The organism is Actinophytocola sp. (assembly GCF_035634895.1).
GTDB lineage: Bacteria > Actinomycetota > Actinomycetes > Mycobacteriales > Pseudonocardiaceae > Actinophytocola.
In genome coordinates this window covers 1-13,857 of the sequence record NZ_DASQCC010000238.1, presented here as the reverse complement: position 1 = coordinate 13,857, position 13,857 = coordinate 1, and the positions used below count along the sequence as shown (strand labels likewise).

Sequence of the window (13,857 nt, the reverse complement as noted above, 5' to 3'; positions counted from 1 at the left end):
GTCCGTGACTCTCACTCATCCGGCACCGCCACCTCGCCGGTCGCCACCGCGCGCTCGATCGCCTCCCGCAGCCGCGGGCACGTGTCGATCCGCGCGGACAGCTCGCCGGCGGCCACCCTGTCCGCGAACTCCGGGCACGACCTGGCCGGCGACGACTGCCACTGGATGCTCGTCTGCACCCGGCTCGCCTTGCGCACCAGCACTTCCGTCGCGCACATCGCGCACGTGACCGGCACGAGCCCGTCGGTCAGGTAGGAGTGCTCGTCGGCCAGCGTGCCGATCGGGTCGGTGTGTGGCGGCGCCTTGGCCCAGACCGTCATCCGGCAGCCTCCTGGCGTGCGAGGTTCTCCGCAACCTCCTTCTCCCACGCCTCGTTGGCGCGGGTCGTGTCCACCTCGAACTCGAACCGCTGGGTCATCTCCTCGGTCACGTCGGCGGTGTCCACATAGAACTGCTCGTACCACCGCCGCAGCTGGTAGACCGGGCCGTCCTCCTCGCACAGCAGCGGGTTGTCGACGCGGGTCTTGTTCCGCCAGATCTCCACGTCCTGCAGGAACCCGATGCCGAAGCTCTTCGCGAGCTTGCCGGCCACCTTGTCCGCCTTCTCCTTGGGCAGGCCGGGCAGCTTCTTGACGCTGACCCCCCACTGCAGGACGAAGGAGTCCGGCGTGACCGGGTAGTGGCAGTTGATCAGCACGGTCTCGATGGTCGTGCCGTGGAAGTCCTGCCACAGGTCGTTGATCATGTACGACGGGCCGTAGTACGAGGCCTCGGACCTCAGCGTCACGCCCTCGGCCGAGTAGCTGGAGCCGAGCTTGACGTCCTCGCGGGCTCGCGAGTTCAGGTACTGCGTCGCGACGTGGCCGTCGAACACGTTCTTGAAGTAGGTCGGGAACGCGAAGTGGATGTAGAAGAAGTGGGCCATGTCCACCATGTTGTCGATGATCTCGCGGCAGTTGGAGCCCTCGATCCGCACGGTGTCCCAGGTCCAGTCGCTCCACTCCTCGCTGGACGCGCCCTTGGTCTCGGGGATCACCACGTCCTCGGGCGGCGGGTTGCCCTCCGGGTCGTGGTACACGAACAGCTGCTTGTTGCGTTCGAGCGTCAGCCAGGTCCGGGTCTTCGCGCGCAACGGGATCCGCTTGGCGTAGGGGATCTGCACGCACTTGCCGTTGCCTGCCCAGCGCCAGTCGTGGAACGGGCAGGCGATGGCCTCGCCCTTGACCGTGCCCTGTGACAGGTCGCCGCCCATGTGCCGGCAGTACGCGTCCAGCACGTTGAGCTTGCCGTCCCCGGTCGCGAACACGACGAGCTTGGTGCCGAACGCCTCGACCGCGTGCGGTTTGCCGTCCCTGAACGGCTCCGCGAGCCCGAGGCAGTGCCACCCGCGCGCGAACCGCGTGCGTGGCGCGCCGACGTCGATCGTCCGAAATGCAGTCATTCCTTCGCTCCCGCCATGTCGAGCGCCGCAAGGTACGCGAACACCATCGCCGGCCCGAGGGTCGCGCCGGGTCCCGCGTACGTGCGGCCCATCACCGGCGCGCTCGCGTTGCCCGCCGCGTAGAGCCCTTCGATCACCGAGCCGTCCTCCCGGAGCACCCGCGCCGTCGTGTCGGTGCGCAGCCCGCCCTTCGTGCCGAGGTCGCCGGGCACGATCCTGACCGCGTAGAACGGCGCGCGCCGCAGCGCCGCGAGGTTGGGGTTGGGCCGGTTGCGCGGGTCGCCGTAGTAGCGGTCGTAGGCGCTGTCCCCGCGATGGAACTCACTGTCCACACCGGAGTCCGCGTAGCCGTTGAACCGCGCCACGGTGTCCCGCAGCTTGTCGGGCGGCACCTCGATCTCGTCCGCAAGCGCCTCGAGGGTCGGCGCGCGGCGGACCGCGCCGGACTTGTACCAGCGGCCCGGGAACGGCTGCCGCGGACCCAGGCCCGCGAAGATGTAACGGTTCCGGTAGGTCTGGTCGGCGATCAGCCAGGCCGGCACGCTGTTCGTCTCGTACATCGCGTGCACCGCGTCGACGTACGGCGCGGCCTCGTTGGCGAACCGCTCACCCCGCTGGTTGACCATGATGCAGCCTGGCAGGCCGCGTTCGGCCAGGCAGAAGTACGGTCCTCGCGGCAGCGGGATCGACGGACCCCACCACGCGTCGTCCATGAGCGTGACCGCGGCGCCGAGCCGCATGCCGGCCTCGATGCCGTCGCCGGTGTTCTCCGCCGCGCCCACGGTCCACTCGGTGCCGATGGGCGCCTGCTGGTACTCCTTGCGCATCCGTTCGTTGTGCTCGAACCCGCCGGACGCCAGGAGCACACCCTTGCGCGCCCGGATGGTGGCCGGCCTGCCGTCGCGCAGGACCTCCACGCCGGTGACGCGGCCGTCCTCGGTGACGAGGTCGGTGAGCGGGGTCTCCAACAGAACCGGGACGCCCTGTCCGGCCAGCCCGGCCCGCAGGCCCGCGGACAGCGCCTGGCCCATCACGAGCAGTTGCCTGCGCAGGAGGAGGGAGAACACGCGCCGGCCCGCGACCCGCGCCGAGCGGAGCAGGCCGCGCGGGTGCCGGGCGACGAGGTTCATCCAGCGGAAGTCCGCCTGGGTGACCGCCATGCCCGTCGGCGCCTTGAGGTAGGGCGGTGTGAGCCTGGCCAACTCGTCGCCCAGGATCGCGGCGTTGAGCGGGCGGGGTTCGAGCGAGCGGCCCGACGGCAGGCCGCCGGGGGCCTCGGGGTAGTAGTCCGAGTAGTCGGTGACCCAGCGCAGCCGCAGTGGCGTGTTGGCCAGCACGAACCGCAGCATGGTCGGGCCGTTGTCGAGGAAGGCGGCACGCATGTCGTCGTCGACCACGTCGCCGGTGATGTGCTTGAGGTAGTCGCGTGCCTGCTCGGGCGTGTCCGGCACGCCCTCGGCGAGCAGCACGTCGTTGTTGGGGATCCAGACGCCGCCCCCGGACCGTGCGGTCGAGCCGCCGAAGGTCGGCGCCTTCTCGATGAGCACGGTGCGAAGGCCGTGGTGGGCGGCGGTGAGAGCGGCGGTCATGCCGGCCGCGCCACTGCCGACAACGATCACGTCGTACTCGTCCATGGACTCCATACTAGAACAGGTTATAGTTTTTGCCATGCCCTTGGCGTGGGACTCGGAAGCGGATGTCGTCGTGGTGGGCTTCGGGGGCGCGGGCGCCTGCGCCGCGCTGGAGGCGGCCAGGGCCGGTTCGTCCGTCGTCGTGCTGGACCGTTTCACGGGCGGCGGGGCGACGGCGATGTCCGGCGGGATCGTGTACGCGGGTGGCGGCACGTTCGTGCAGCGCGCGGCCGGGGTGCCGGACACGGTGGACGAGATGGTCGCCTACCTGCGGCAGGAGGTCGGGGACGTGGTCTCCCCGTCCCTGTTGCGTGACTTCTGCGCGTCGAGCGCCGAGATGATCGACTGGCTGGCGGACGCCGGGGTGCCGTTCGACCCGTCGGTGTGCCCGTACAAGACCTCGTACCCGTCGAACGACTACTACCTCTACTACTCGGGCAGCGAGAACGCCTGGCCGTTCCGGTCGCTGGCCAAGCCCGCGCCCCGCGGTCACCGCGCTCACGGTCGAGGGACCTCTGGCCGGGTGTTCTTCGACGCGCTGTCGTCGGCGGCCCGCGCGGCGGGTGTGCACGTCGCCCGGCAGACGACGGCGACGTCGCTGGTCGTCGAGGACGGGCGGGTGGTGGGGGTCGAGTGCCGGACCCTTCGCTCCCGCCGGCACGCCGTGCTGCACCGGTACGCGACCAAGCCCGGCCTGTATGTCCCGGCCTTCGCGCGCGCGTTGTTCCGGCGGATCACGGCGCTGGAGTCGACGCACGGGCGGGTGGTTCGGATCCGGGCGCGACGTGGCGTGGTGCTGGCCGCGGGCGGGTTCGTGAACAACCGCGCGATGCTCCGGTCGTTCGCCCCGGCGTTCCGTGGCGGACTGCCCCTGGGTACCCAGGGTGACGACGGCAGCGGCATTCACCTGGGCGAGTCTGTCGGCGGTGTCACCGATCGGATGTCGCAGGTGTCGGCATGGCGGTTCATCACGCCGCCCAGCGCGCTCATCCGGGGCATCCTCGTCGACCGTGCCGGCGAGCGGTTCGTCGACGAGTCGAGCTACGGCGCCGCGGTCGGCGAGCGGCTGGTGCTGGAGCGCGGCGGCCGTGCCTGGCTGCTGGTGGACGCCGCCATCCTGGCCGACGCGCGCCGGCAGATCCCGAAGGAAACCCTGTGGTTCCAACGGCTGTCGGCGCACTACCTGCTGCGCGTGGCCCGGGTGCGCGGGGCGACGGTGGCGGAGGTGGCCCGCAGGGCCGGCATCGACCCGGCGGGCCTGGCGGCGACGGTCGAGAAGTACGGGCACGGTACGGACGAGTTCGGCAAGCATCCGGACCTGGTGGCGCCGCTGACCGGGCCGTTCGCGTTGATCGACTGTTCCTTCGGGCCCCGCCTGGGATACCCGTGTCCCGTGCTGACGCTGGGCGGGCTGAAGGTCGAGGAGCGGACGGGCCAGGTGCTCGACGCCGACGGCGCCGGGGTGCCGGGGTTGTACGCGGCGGGCCGCAACGCCGTCGGCATCTGCTCGAACTCCTACGTCAGCGGTTTGTCACTGGCGGACTGCGTGTTCTCGGGCCGCAGGGCCGGCAGGCACGCGGCGGGCGAGGTCGGCGGCGAGCCGACCTGACGCGACGTCCCCGGCGTCGACAAAAACGAGAACGTGTTCTAGTCTTGGGGTGTGAGTCAACACGTGCTTGACGGTGTGCGTGAGCTCCTTCCCGCCTTCCGGGAGCGTGCGCAGGACACCGAGGACGCGCGCCGGATCTCCGAAGAGTCGATCAAGGCGCTGCAGCAGACCGGCTTCTTCAAGCTGCTCCAGCCCACACGGTACGGCGGTCTCGAGGCGCACCCCAACGACTTCTACCGGGCGGTGCGCCTGATCTCCTCCGCCTGCGGGTCCACCGGGTGGGTGGCCGCGGTGCTCGGCTGTCACCCTTGGCAGCTGGGACTTTTCGACGACCGCGCTCAACAGGAGGTCTGGGGCGAGGACGACGACACCCGCGTGTCCTCCAGCTACGCGCCCATGGGCCGCGCCAAGGTCACCGACGGCGGGTTCGAGTTCTCCGGCCGCTGGAGCTTCTCCTCCGGCTGTGACCACGCCACCTGGGTGTTCGTCGGCGGCCTGGTCGTCAACGACGAGGGCGCCCCGACCGACTTCCGGACCTTCCTGCTGCCCCGCGCCGACTACCAGATCGACGACGTGTGGGACACCATCGGCCTTCGTGGCACGGGCAGCAACGACATCATCGTCGACAAGGTGTTCGTCCCGGAGTACCGCACGCTCAGCTTCATGGACACCGGGCGCTGCTACGGCCCGGGCCAGGAGGTCAACACCGGACCGCTCTACCGGCTCCCCTTCGCGTCCGTGTTCTCCTGCTCGATCGCCGTGCCGGTCGTCGGGATGGCCACCGGCGCCTACGAGGCGTACGTCAACCACACGCGTGAGCGCGTGCGTGCCTCAACGGGCGGGAAAGCCGCCGAGGACTCCTTCAACCAGCTCCGGATCGCCGAGGCCGCCAGTAAGATCGACGCCGCTGTCCTGCAGATCGAGCGGAACCTCGACGAGGAGATGAAGTACGCCAGCGCCGGTCAGAAGATCCCCTTCCCACTGCGGGTCCAGACGCGGCGTGACCAGGTGAACGCCACCAGCTCCGCGATCGCCGCCGTGGACCGCCTCTTCGAGAGCGCGGGCGGCCGCGCGCTCAAGGTCGGCACGCCCATCCAGCGCTTCTGGCGCGACGCCCACGCCGGTCGCGTGCACGCCATCAACGATCCCGAGAAGGCCCTTGCCATGTACGGGCAGCAGCAGCTCGGACTGAAGGTGCAGGACGCGTGGATCTGACCGAGGAGACCAGGGCCGGCCTCCACTACTACGAGGCCGGCACGGGCGAGCCCGTCGTCCTGCTGCACGGCGGCGGGCCCGGTGCCTCCGGCTGGAGCAACTTCGGCCGCAACCTTCCCGTGTTCGCCGAGAGATACCGCACGTTGGTCGTCGACCAGCCCGGTTACGGCGAGTCCGAGAAGCCGCCGGTCACCAGCCAGTACTACACGTTCTCCGCCGACGCCCTGCTGAAGCTCCTCGACGAGGTGGGGGTCGAACGCGCCCACTTCGTCGGCAACTCGCTCGGCGGGGGCACCGCGGTGCGGTTCGCCCTGCGCTACCCCGACCGCGCCGGCCGGCTCGTGCTCATGGCGCCGGGTGGCCTGGGGCTCAACGTGTTCGCGCCGGACCCGACCGAGGGCGTCAAGCGGCTCTACCAGTTCGCCGCGCCCCCGGGGCCGTCCAAGGAGAAGCTCGCGGCCTTCCTCCGCACACTGGTGTACGACCAGTCGCTCGTCACCGACGAGCTGGTCGAGGAACGGTTCGCGGCCGCCAGCGACCCGGAGTCCCTGCGGGCCATGGCATCCATGGGCGCCTCCTTCGCGGCCGACCCCGAGGAGGGCATGCTCTACCGTGAGGCGCACCGCCTTCGCCAGCGCGTCCTGCTCGTCTGGGGACGCGAGGACCGGGTCAACCCGCTCGACGGCGCACTCGTTGCCCTCAAAGTGATTCCGCGAGCACAGCTACACGTTTTCGGCCGGTGTGGACACTGGGCGCAGCTGGAGAAGTTCGCCGAGTTCAACCGGCTCGCCATGGACTTCCTTGGAGGAGACTGAACAATGGGCATCCGATCCCTCGGCTACCTGCGCATCGAGGCCACCGACATCGAGGCCTGGCGCGTGTTCGGACTCAAGGTGCTCGGCATGGTCGAGGGCAAGGGCGCCCGCGACGACGCGCTCTACCTCCGCATGGACGACTTCCCGGCCCGCGTCGTGATCCTGCCCGGCGAGGCCGACCGGCTGGCCGCGTCCGGCTGGGAGGTCGCGAACGTCGCCGAGCTCGGCGAGATCTGCGGCCGGCTCGAGGCCGCCGGTGTGCCGTTCAAGGAGGCCACCAAGGAGGAACGGGCCGACCGGCGCGTCGACGAGATGATCACGTTCGAGGACCCGTCCGGCAGCACCCTGGAGGTCTTCCACGGCGCCGCGCTGGAGCACCGGCGGGTCGTCAGCCAGTACGGCCACCGGTTCGTCACCGGCGAGCAGGGCCTCGGGCACGTCGTACTGTCCACACCGGACGACGCGGCGTCGCTCCACTTCTACCGTGACGTCCTGGGTTTCCGGCTGCGCGACTCGATGCGGCTGCCACCGCAGGCGGTCGGCCGGCCCGCGGACGGGGAACCGGCCTGGTTGCGGTTCTTCGGCTGCAACCCGCGCCACCACAGCCTCGCGTTCCTGCCGCTGCCGACGCCGTCCGGGATCGTGCACCTGATGATCGAGGTGGAGAACACCGACGACGTCGGGCTCTGCCTCGACCGCGCGCTGCGCCGCAAGGTGCCGATGTCCGCGACGCTGGGCCGGCACGTCAACGACCTGATGCTCTCCTTCTACATGAAGACACCCGGCGGGTTCGACGTCGAGTTCGGGTGCGAGGGCCGCACGGTCTCCGACGAGAGCTGGATCGCCCGCGAGAGCACCGCGGTCTCCCTGTGGGGCCACGACTTCTCCGTAGGCGCGCGGCCAAGGTGATCCCCCAGCAGCGGTTCCGCCAGGCGCTCGGCAACTTCTGCACGGGCGTCACGGTCGTGACCGCCATGCGGGACGACGAACCGGTCGGGTTCGCCTGCCAGTCGTTCGCCGCGCTGTCGCTCGAACCGCCGCTGGTCCTGTTCTGCCCAGGGAAGAACTCGCGCACGTGGCCGCACATCGAGGCGCACGGCCACTTCTGCGTCAACGTGCTCAGCCACTCCCAGCAGGACGTGTCCGCGACGTTCGGCAAGGCGGGCGCGGACAAGTTCTCGGCCGTGCCATGGGCCCCGGCCCCGTCCGGTGCGCCGATCCTCGCGGGCGCGCTGACCTGGCTCGACTGCGCGGTCGAGGACGTGCACGAGGGCGGCGACCACTACATCGTCACCGGCCTCGTCACCACGCTCGGCGACCAGCGGGACGACCGGCCGCTGCTGTTCCACCGCGGCGCGTACACCGTCACCGAGCCGGCCGAGCCCACACCGGGCATCCTCGACAACCTCATCACGTGGTCCCGGCACGACGACTGGATCTAGTCTCTCCTCGTGGACGCTCTGCACGTTGACTTCGATGAGATAGTCGTCAGGACCGACCGTCTCGACTTCCCGGCGCTCGCCGCCGGCAGCGGCCCGACTGTCGTGTGCTGGCACGGATTTCCGGACCACCCCATGACGTTCGCGCCGCTCGCCGGGCAGCTCGTGGCCGCCGGCCGGCGCGTGGTCCTGCCGTTCCTGCGTGGCTTCCACCCCGACACGTTCGACCGGCTGACCCACGCCGACGGCATCACGCTCGCGGCCGACGCGGCGGCGGTCGCCGAGGAGCTGGGCGGGGTCGACATGATCGGCCACGACATCGGCGCCGGCATGGTCTACCGCGTGGCGGCCGCGTGGCCACAGAGCCTCCACCACGGCGTCGCGATCGCGGTCCCGCCGCCCGGCACGCTCGTGCGCGCGCTGGCCGACCCGGCGCAGCAGCAGCGGCTGTTCTACCTCTTCATGTTCACCGTCGAGGGCGTCGCGGAGGCGGTCCTCCACCGGGACCGCGCGCTGGTCGACCACCTGTGGTCGACATGGTCCCCGAGCCTGCGCATGGACGACGCGTACCGGTCGTGGATCCACAACATGTACGGCAGGACCGAGTACATCGACAGCGTGCTGAAGATCTACCGCGCGAACTTCGACCCGAGCCGCGCCGATCCGGCACTCGCCGAGTACGCGGGCCGGACCGAGGCGATCGCGTCGAAGCCGCTGCTGGTGCTGGGTGGCGCCGAGGACGGCTGCCTCGACCCCCGGTACTTCACCGAGGACGGGCTCGCCGCCGGGTCCGAGGTGGACGTCCTGCCCGGGGTCGGGCACTTCCTCCACCTCGAACAGCCGGAGACGGTCGCGCGGCGAGTCCTGGAGTGGTTCGCCCGGTAGCCTCACCGCTCACGTAGCCCTCGCGGGTGGTTGCGGGCAGACTGTCGTCCATGGTGACCGAGGACGACGTCCGCCGTATAGCGCTGTCGTTGCCCGCGACCACGGAGAAGCCCTCCTACGGCACACCCGGGTTCCGGGTCGCGGACAAGCTCTTCGCCCGTGTCCGCGAGGAGGGGGACGTGCTCGTGGTCTGGGTCGCGGACGAGGGCGAGAAGCGTGGGCTGGTCTCCGCCGAGCCCGAGAAGTTCTTCACCACCCCGCACTACGACGGTCATCCGACCGTGCTGGTCCGGTTCGGGGCCGTCGACATCGACGAGCTGCGGGAGCTGCTGACCGAGTCGTGGCGGCTGCGGGCGCCCCAGAAGCTACTTACCCAGCTGGGCGGCTAGCCGGGCCACGTGCTCCCGAGGCGCGCCGAACAGGTGCGCGTTGCCGTGCGCCCGCTTGAAGTACAGGTGCGCGTCGTGCTCCCAGGTGATCGCGATGCCGCCGTGCAGCTGGATCATCTCGCCGGCGACCTGGGTGAACGCCTCGGCGCACCACACGAAGGCGGTCGCCGGGTCCTCGTCGGCGGCCATCGACGCCGACTCGGCCGTCTCCACCAGCACGTGCAGGTCGGCCATCCGGTGCTTCAGCGCCTGGAACGAGCCGATCGGCCGGCCGAACTGGGTCCGCTGCTTCGCGTACGCGACGGTCAGCTCCAGGCAGCGGGCCGCGGCCCCCGCCGACTCGGCGGCCAGTGCCGCACACGCCACGTCCCGCACCCGGTCCATGTCCGGCACGCCCAGGAACTCCCCGGAGCCGGTCACGGACACGGTCGCCAGGCGCCTGGTCGGGTCCATGGCCTCGCACGGGGTGACCGAGACCTCGCCGGGCGACACCGCGTACAGCCCGTCCTCGCGTGGCACCAGGAACACGTCCGCCACCTGCGCGTTCAACGCGTACGGTCCCCAGACCAGCGACGGGATCACCGACCCGTCCGCGATCCCGGCCAGCAACTCGCCGGTGCCGGCCGACAGCAGCGCGGCCGACGCGAGCACCGACCCGAGCAACGGTCCCGGGGTCAGGAACCGGCCCAGCTCGGCCAGGACGATCCGCGTCTCCTGGAGCGACGCGCCGGCGCCGCCGTGCTCGGCAGGGATGTGCAGGCCGGGCGCACCAAGATCACAAAGCCGGGCCCACAGCTTCTCGTCGTAACCCGCTGACGTGGCCATTGCCGACCGGGTGTCACCCTCACGGGTGAGCAAAGTTCGGACGGTGTTCCGTAGTGCCTCCTGCTCATCCAGCACGAAATCATTCAACCAAACGATTGCTTGGTTGCCTAGACGTAGCTCGATCAGGTGGATTCGATATTCTCAGGGTCCAGGTCGGGGCCTGGCACGAAACCAACCTGAGGAGTCCTTGGTCATCGAGAAGGGTGCACTGGTCGCTGGTCGATACAAGTTGATCGAGCAGGTCGGCAGCGGCGCGATGGGCGTCGTGTGGAAGGCGCAGGACGAGCGGCTCGGCCGTATTGTCGCGATCAAGCGACTCCTCGTCCGCTACGGCCTGTCCAGCACGATGACGGAAGAGGTGCGCAGGCGCGCGATGCGGGAGGCCCGGATCGCGGCGCGCCTGCAGCATCGCAACGCCATCGCCCTGTTCGACGTGGCGGAGGACGACGGCGACCCCATCCTGGTCATGGAGTTCCTGCCGTCCAAGAGCCTGTCGGCGGTGCTGGCGGAACGCGGGACGCTGCCGCCCACCGAGGCCGCCGAGATCGGCGCCCAGGTGGCCGAGGCCATCGCCGCGGCACATGCCGTCGGCATCGCGCACCGTGACATCAAGCCGGGCAACATCCTCCTCGCCGAGAACGGCACGGTGAAGATCACCGACTTCGGCATCTCCCGTGCCCTCGACGACGGCACCGTGACCACCCAGACCGGCATGCTCGCCGGCACCCCGGCCTACCTGGCGCCCGAGATCGCCCGCGGGGACGACTCGTCCCGCGCCTCCGACGTGTTCTCGCTGGGCTCGACGCTCTACCACGCGGTCGAGGGCAGGCCCCCCTTCGGCACGAACACCAACCCGCTGGCCCTGCTGCATGCCGTGGCGTCCGGCAACGTGCCGCCGCCGAGGAACGCCGGCCCGCTCGAGCCGGCGCTGATGAGCCTCATGAAGGTCGAACCAAGCGAGCGGCCGACGATGAAGGAGGCGGCCGAGGCCCTGGCAAGCGCCGCCACCCAGATCCTGCCGGTGCCGACCGCGGTGGCGCCCAAGATCACGCCCCAGCGGGCCCCGAAGACCCCACCCCGCCCGACGCTCGCCGTGCCGCAGACACCGCCGACGCCCCCGAGGCCGATGGAGGTCCAGCCCACCGCCGCGTTCCGCCGGCCGGAACAGCCGGCGCGGACCGGGCCGTCGAAGCGGAACCTGGTCATCGTCGGCGTGGTCGCCGCGCTGGTGCTGGTGGGCACGCTGGTCACGGTGCTCATCCTGAACAGCGGCAACGGCGGGAACGGCGGCAACCCCCAGGGCGCCGGCACGACCACCACCACCCAGAAGGACGGACAGCCGCAGAACAGCGGCGGTTCCGACGACAAGCCGTCGTCGACGGGCAAGTCCACGACGACGACCACCCCGTCCAGTTCGACCTCGCCACCCGGCGCCACGCAGATCACGCCGCCACCCGGCACGGAGATCCCGTTCAGCCCGGCCGGGCAGTTCGTGATCGACTACTACAGCGCCAGCAGCTCCCTGGACCAGCGCTGGGCCATGCTGTCGCCGTACGCCCAGGCGCAGTTCGGCGGCCGCCCGGCATTCGACGAGTACTGGTCGAAGTACACGAACGTCAGCTCCTCGGACTCCAACGACGTCAAGAAGAACCCCGACGGCTCCCTGGACGTGCCAGCCACCGTCACCTACACGAGCGCGACGGGCTCGTCACCCGAACGCAGGCGCGTCCGCGTGACGATCCTGAACGGACAACTACTGATCGACTCCGACGCCAGGTGACCGCCTCCGACCCTCAGGTGACCGCCTCCGACGCTAGGTGATGCGCTATAGGTACCGGCTTTGGCGCGAGGTGACGTGATCGCCTTCGACGCGCAGGTGACCGACTTCGGCGCTAGGTGATGGCGTCCAGGACCCGGCGGCGGTGCCAGGTCTGGGTGCCCCACGCCGACCGCAACGCGCGAACCTTGAGCAGCCACAGCGACAGGTCGTGCTCCTGCGTGAACCCGACCGCGCCGTGGACCTGCAACGCGGCCCGCGCGGCCAGGTAGGCGGCGTCCGCGGCAGCCACCCTGGCGGCCGACACGTCCCGCGCCGACCCGGTGACCGCGGCCGCGTGCACGAGCGGCCGGGCGAACTCCAGCGCCACCAGCACGTCGGCCAGGTGGTGCTGGACCGCCTGGAACTCCCCGACCGCGCGGCCGAACTGCCGCCGCTGTGTCACGTACGCGGAGGCCTGTTCCAGCAGCCCCCGCCCGAGCCCGACCAGCTGCGCCGCCTGGCAGAGGATCCCCAGGTCGAGGACGTCAGAGGCGTTCCCGGTCCACGCGCCGGCACGCACCTCGAACAGGCGTCGGGCCGGGTCCACCGAGGTGAGCCGCGCGCCGACCTCGGCCTCGCACACCGCGTCGCCGCTCACCACGAACGGGGTGGCCACGTCCGCGTCCAGTGCGTACGGCACGTGCGGCGGCACCGCGACAGTCGCCAGCTCGGCGGTGATCCCCAGCGCGGGGGCGACGGCGTACGACTCGATCAGCGGGCCCGGCACGGCGTGCCGGCCCAGCTCCTCGAACACCACGGCCAGCTCGACCGGGTAGTCGGCCAGCTCGCCGACGCCGATCTTGCCCAGCCTCGCGAGGATCTCCAGGCCGGGACCGTGCTCGCCGGCCGACCATGCCCGGATCGCGGCCGGAGTGTCCGCATCGGACAGCAACGCATGCACGCTCGCCGCCAGCTCTCGCTGTTCCGCGCTCGGCGTGAACCTCACGACGTCACCCCGCCCCGCCTGCCCGACACTATCCCCATGGCAACGAGCGAGCGGCTCATCCTGCTCCCGGGACCCGTACGAAAGTCCCACTCGTGCACAAGACCGCAGGTGAGGTGCCGTCCCGACAATACCTGGTTCGGTCCGCGGGCTCCGCTCATCGGCTTCCCCTCGGCAGGCCGAGCAGCCGCTCGGCGACGACGTTGCGCTGGATCTCGTTGGTGCCCGCGTAGATCGGCCCGGCCAGCGAGAACAGGTAACCGCCCTGCCACGGCCCGGCCAGCTCGCCGTCCGCGCCGAGCAGGTCGAGCGCGGTCTCGTGGAGCCGGACGTCCAGATCGGACCAGAACAGCTTGTTGACGCTGGACTCCGCGCCGAGCTTGCCGCCCTCGTCGAGCCTGCTGATCGTGCCCAGTGTGTACAGCCGGTACGCCTGGGCGCCGATCCACGAGTCCACCACGCGGTCGGCGATCTTCGGGTCCGGGTTCGAGCTCCACAGGCCGGCCAGCCGGTCGGCCGCCGCCACGAACCGGCCGGGGCTGCGCAGCGTCAGGCCACGTTCGTTGCTGGCTGTGCTCATCGCGACCCGCCAGCCGTCGCCCGGCTCGCCGATCACGTCCTCGTCCGGCACGAACACGTCGTCGAGGAAGATCTCCGCGAACCCCGGCACCCCGTCGAGCTGTGCGATGGGCCGGACCGTCACACCGTCGGCCCGCAGGTCGAACATGACGTACGTCAGCCCGCGATGCCCCCGCCCGCCGTCGCCCGGATCGCTGCGGAACAGCCCGAACGCGCGGTCGGCGTGGCTCGCCCGGGAGCTCCACGTCTTCTGTCCGTTCAGGACCC

The 13,857-nt window shown here is 70.7% G+C and carries 14 protein-coding genes; 8 read left to right on the top strand and 6 right to left on the bottom strand.

Translation table 11 applies throughout. The features are described 5' to 3' along the window. Positions 1-11: 11 nt before the first annotated feature. The 3 genes from VET29_RS36640 to kstD are packed head-to-tail and all read right to left on the bottom strand — an operon-like array spanning position 12 to position 3,111. Entirely contained in the window at positions 12-320 is a 309-nt protein-coding gene (locus tag VET29_RS36640; RefSeq protein WP_324929525.1) for a hypothetical protein, read from the bottom strand. Next, entirely contained in the window at positions 317-1,441 is a 1,125-nt protein-coding gene (locus tag VET29_RS36635) for a Rieske 2Fe-2S domain-containing protein (protein WP_324929523.1), read from the bottom strand. The genes VET29_RS36640 and VET29_RS36635 overlap by 4 nt, the downstream gene beginning before the upstream one ends. Then, positions 1,438-3,111: a 3-oxosteroid 1-dehydrogenase gene (kstD, locus tag VET29_RS36630; RefSeq protein ID WP_324929521.1), complete on the bottom strand. Its 1,674-nt coding sequence runs from the start codon at positions 3,109-3,111 to the stop codon at positions 1,438-1,440. The genes VET29_RS36635 and kstD overlap by 4 nt, the downstream gene beginning before the upstream one ends. On the opposite strand from kstD, the gene VET29_RS36625 reads away from it, so the two are divergent. Genes VET29_RS36625 through VET29_RS36595 form a run of 7 tightly spaced genes read left to right on the top strand, consistent with a single transcriptional unit; the run spans position 3,110 to position 9,424 of the window. Beyond that, a complete protein-coding gene (locus tag VET29_RS36625; protein WP_324929519.1) occupies positions 3,110-4,681 on the top strand; it encodes an FAD-binding protein in 1,572 nt (523 codons plus the stop codon). The genes kstD and VET29_RS36625 overlap by 2 nt on opposite strands. 51 nt (positions 4,682-4,732) lie before the next feature. Continuing rightward, on the top strand, positions 4,733-5,896 hold the full coding sequence (gene hsaA, locus VET29_RS36620) for a 3-hydroxy-9,10-secoandrosta-1,3,5(10)-triene-9,17-dione monooxygenase oxygenase subunit (protein WP_324929517.1): 1,164 nt from the start codon (positions 4,733-4,735) through the stop codon (positions 5,894-5,896). Continuing rightward, positions 5,887-6,711, top strand: a complete 825-nt coding sequence (gene hsaD, locus VET29_RS36615) for a 4,5:9,10-diseco-3-hydroxy-5,9,17-trioxoandrosta-1(10),2-diene-4-oate hydrolase (protein ID WP_324929515.1) — start codon at positions 5,887-5,889, stop codon at positions 6,709-6,711. Before hsaA ends, hsaD begins: the two co-directional genes overlap by 10 nt. 3 nt (positions 6,712-6,714) lie before the next feature. Further along, positions 6,715-7,620: an iron-dependent extradiol dioxygenase HsaC gene (hsaC, locus tag VET29_RS36610; protein ID WP_324929513.1), complete on the top strand. Its 906-nt coding sequence runs from the start codon at positions 6,715-6,717 to the stop codon at positions 7,618-7,620. Continuing rightward, a complete protein-coding gene (gene hsaB / locus VET29_RS36605) occupies positions 7,617-8,153 on the top strand; it encodes a 3-hydroxy-9,10-secoandrosta-1,3,5(10)-triene-9,17-dione monooxygenase reductase subunit (RefSeq protein ID WP_324929511.1) in 537 nt (178 codons plus the stop codon). The genes hsaC and hsaB overlap by 4 nt, the downstream gene beginning before the upstream one ends. A 9-nt stretch (positions 8,154-8,162) precedes the next feature. After that, on the top strand, positions 8,163-9,035 hold the full coding sequence (locus VET29_RS36600; protein WP_324929509.1) for an alpha/beta hydrolase: 873 nt from the start codon (positions 8,163-8,165) through the stop codon (positions 9,033-9,035). Between the two features lie 50 nt (positions 9,036-9,085). After that, positions 9,086-9,424: an MmcQ/YjbR family DNA-binding protein gene (locus VET29_RS36595; RefSeq protein ID WP_324929507.1), complete on the top strand. Its 339-nt coding sequence runs from the start codon at positions 9,086-9,088 to the stop codon at positions 9,422-9,424. Here the strand turns inward: VET29_RS36595 and VET29_RS36590 are convergent. Next, positions 9,401-10,324, bottom strand: coding sequence for an acyl-CoA dehydrogenase family protein (locus tag VET29_RS36590; RefSeq protein WP_324929505.1), 924 nt, complete (start codon positions 10,322-10,324; stop codon positions 9,401-9,403). The two genes, VET29_RS36595 and VET29_RS36590, sit on opposite strands and share 24 nt — an antisense overlap. 154 nt (positions 10,325-10,478) lie before the next feature. Here VET29_RS36590 and VET29_RS36585 point away from each other — a divergent pair, with 154 nt between their 5' ends. Next, positions 10,479-12,029 (top strand): serine/threonine-protein kinase, encoded by a 1,551-nt coding sequence (locus VET29_RS36585; RefSeq protein ID WP_324929503.1) that lies wholly within the window; start codon positions 10,479-10,481, stop codon positions 12,027-12,029. 112 nt (positions 12,030-12,141) lie between these two features. Here VET29_RS36585 and VET29_RS36580 read toward each other — a convergent pair whose 3' ends face one another. Together VET29_RS36580 and VET29_RS36575 are read right to left on the bottom strand one after the other, a co-directional pair. After that, positions 12,142-13,014, bottom strand: a complete 873-nt coding sequence (locus tag VET29_RS36580) for an acyl-CoA dehydrogenase family protein (RefSeq protein WP_324929501.1) — start codon at positions 13,012-13,014, stop codon at positions 12,142-12,144. 154 nt (positions 13,015-13,168) lie between these two features. Continuing rightward, positions 13,169-13,857: acyl-CoA dehydrogenase family protein (locus tag VET29_RS36575; protein WP_324929499.1), on the bottom strand; the 689-nt coding region annotated here is incomplete at its 5' end.

Bases quoted from the DNA above. Each gene is read 5' to 3' on its own strand.
- VET29_RS36635 (WP_324929523.1), bottom strand. From the start codon at position 1,441: ATGACTGCATTTCGGACGATCGACGTCGGCGCGCCACGCACGCGGTTC.
- kstD (WP_324929521.1), bottom strand. From the start codon at position 3,111: ATGGCAAAAACTATAACCTGTTCTAGTATGGAGTCCATGGACGAGTAC.
- VET29_RS36595 (WP_324929507.1), top strand. From the start codon at position 9,086: ATGGTGACCGAGGACGACGTCCGCCGTATAGCGCTGTCGTTGCCCGCG.
- VET29_RS36640 (WP_324929525.1), bottom strand. From the start codon at position 320: ATGACGGTCTGGGCCAAGGCGCCGCCACACACCGACCCGATCGGCACG.
- hsaC (WP_324929513.1), top strand. From the start codon at position 6,715: ATGGGCATCCGATCCCTCGGCTACCTGCGCATCGAGGCCACCGACATC.
- VET29_RS36625 (WP_324929519.1), top strand. From the start codon at position 3,110: ATGCCCTTGGCGTGGGACTCGGAAGCGGATGTCGTCGTGGTGGGCTTC.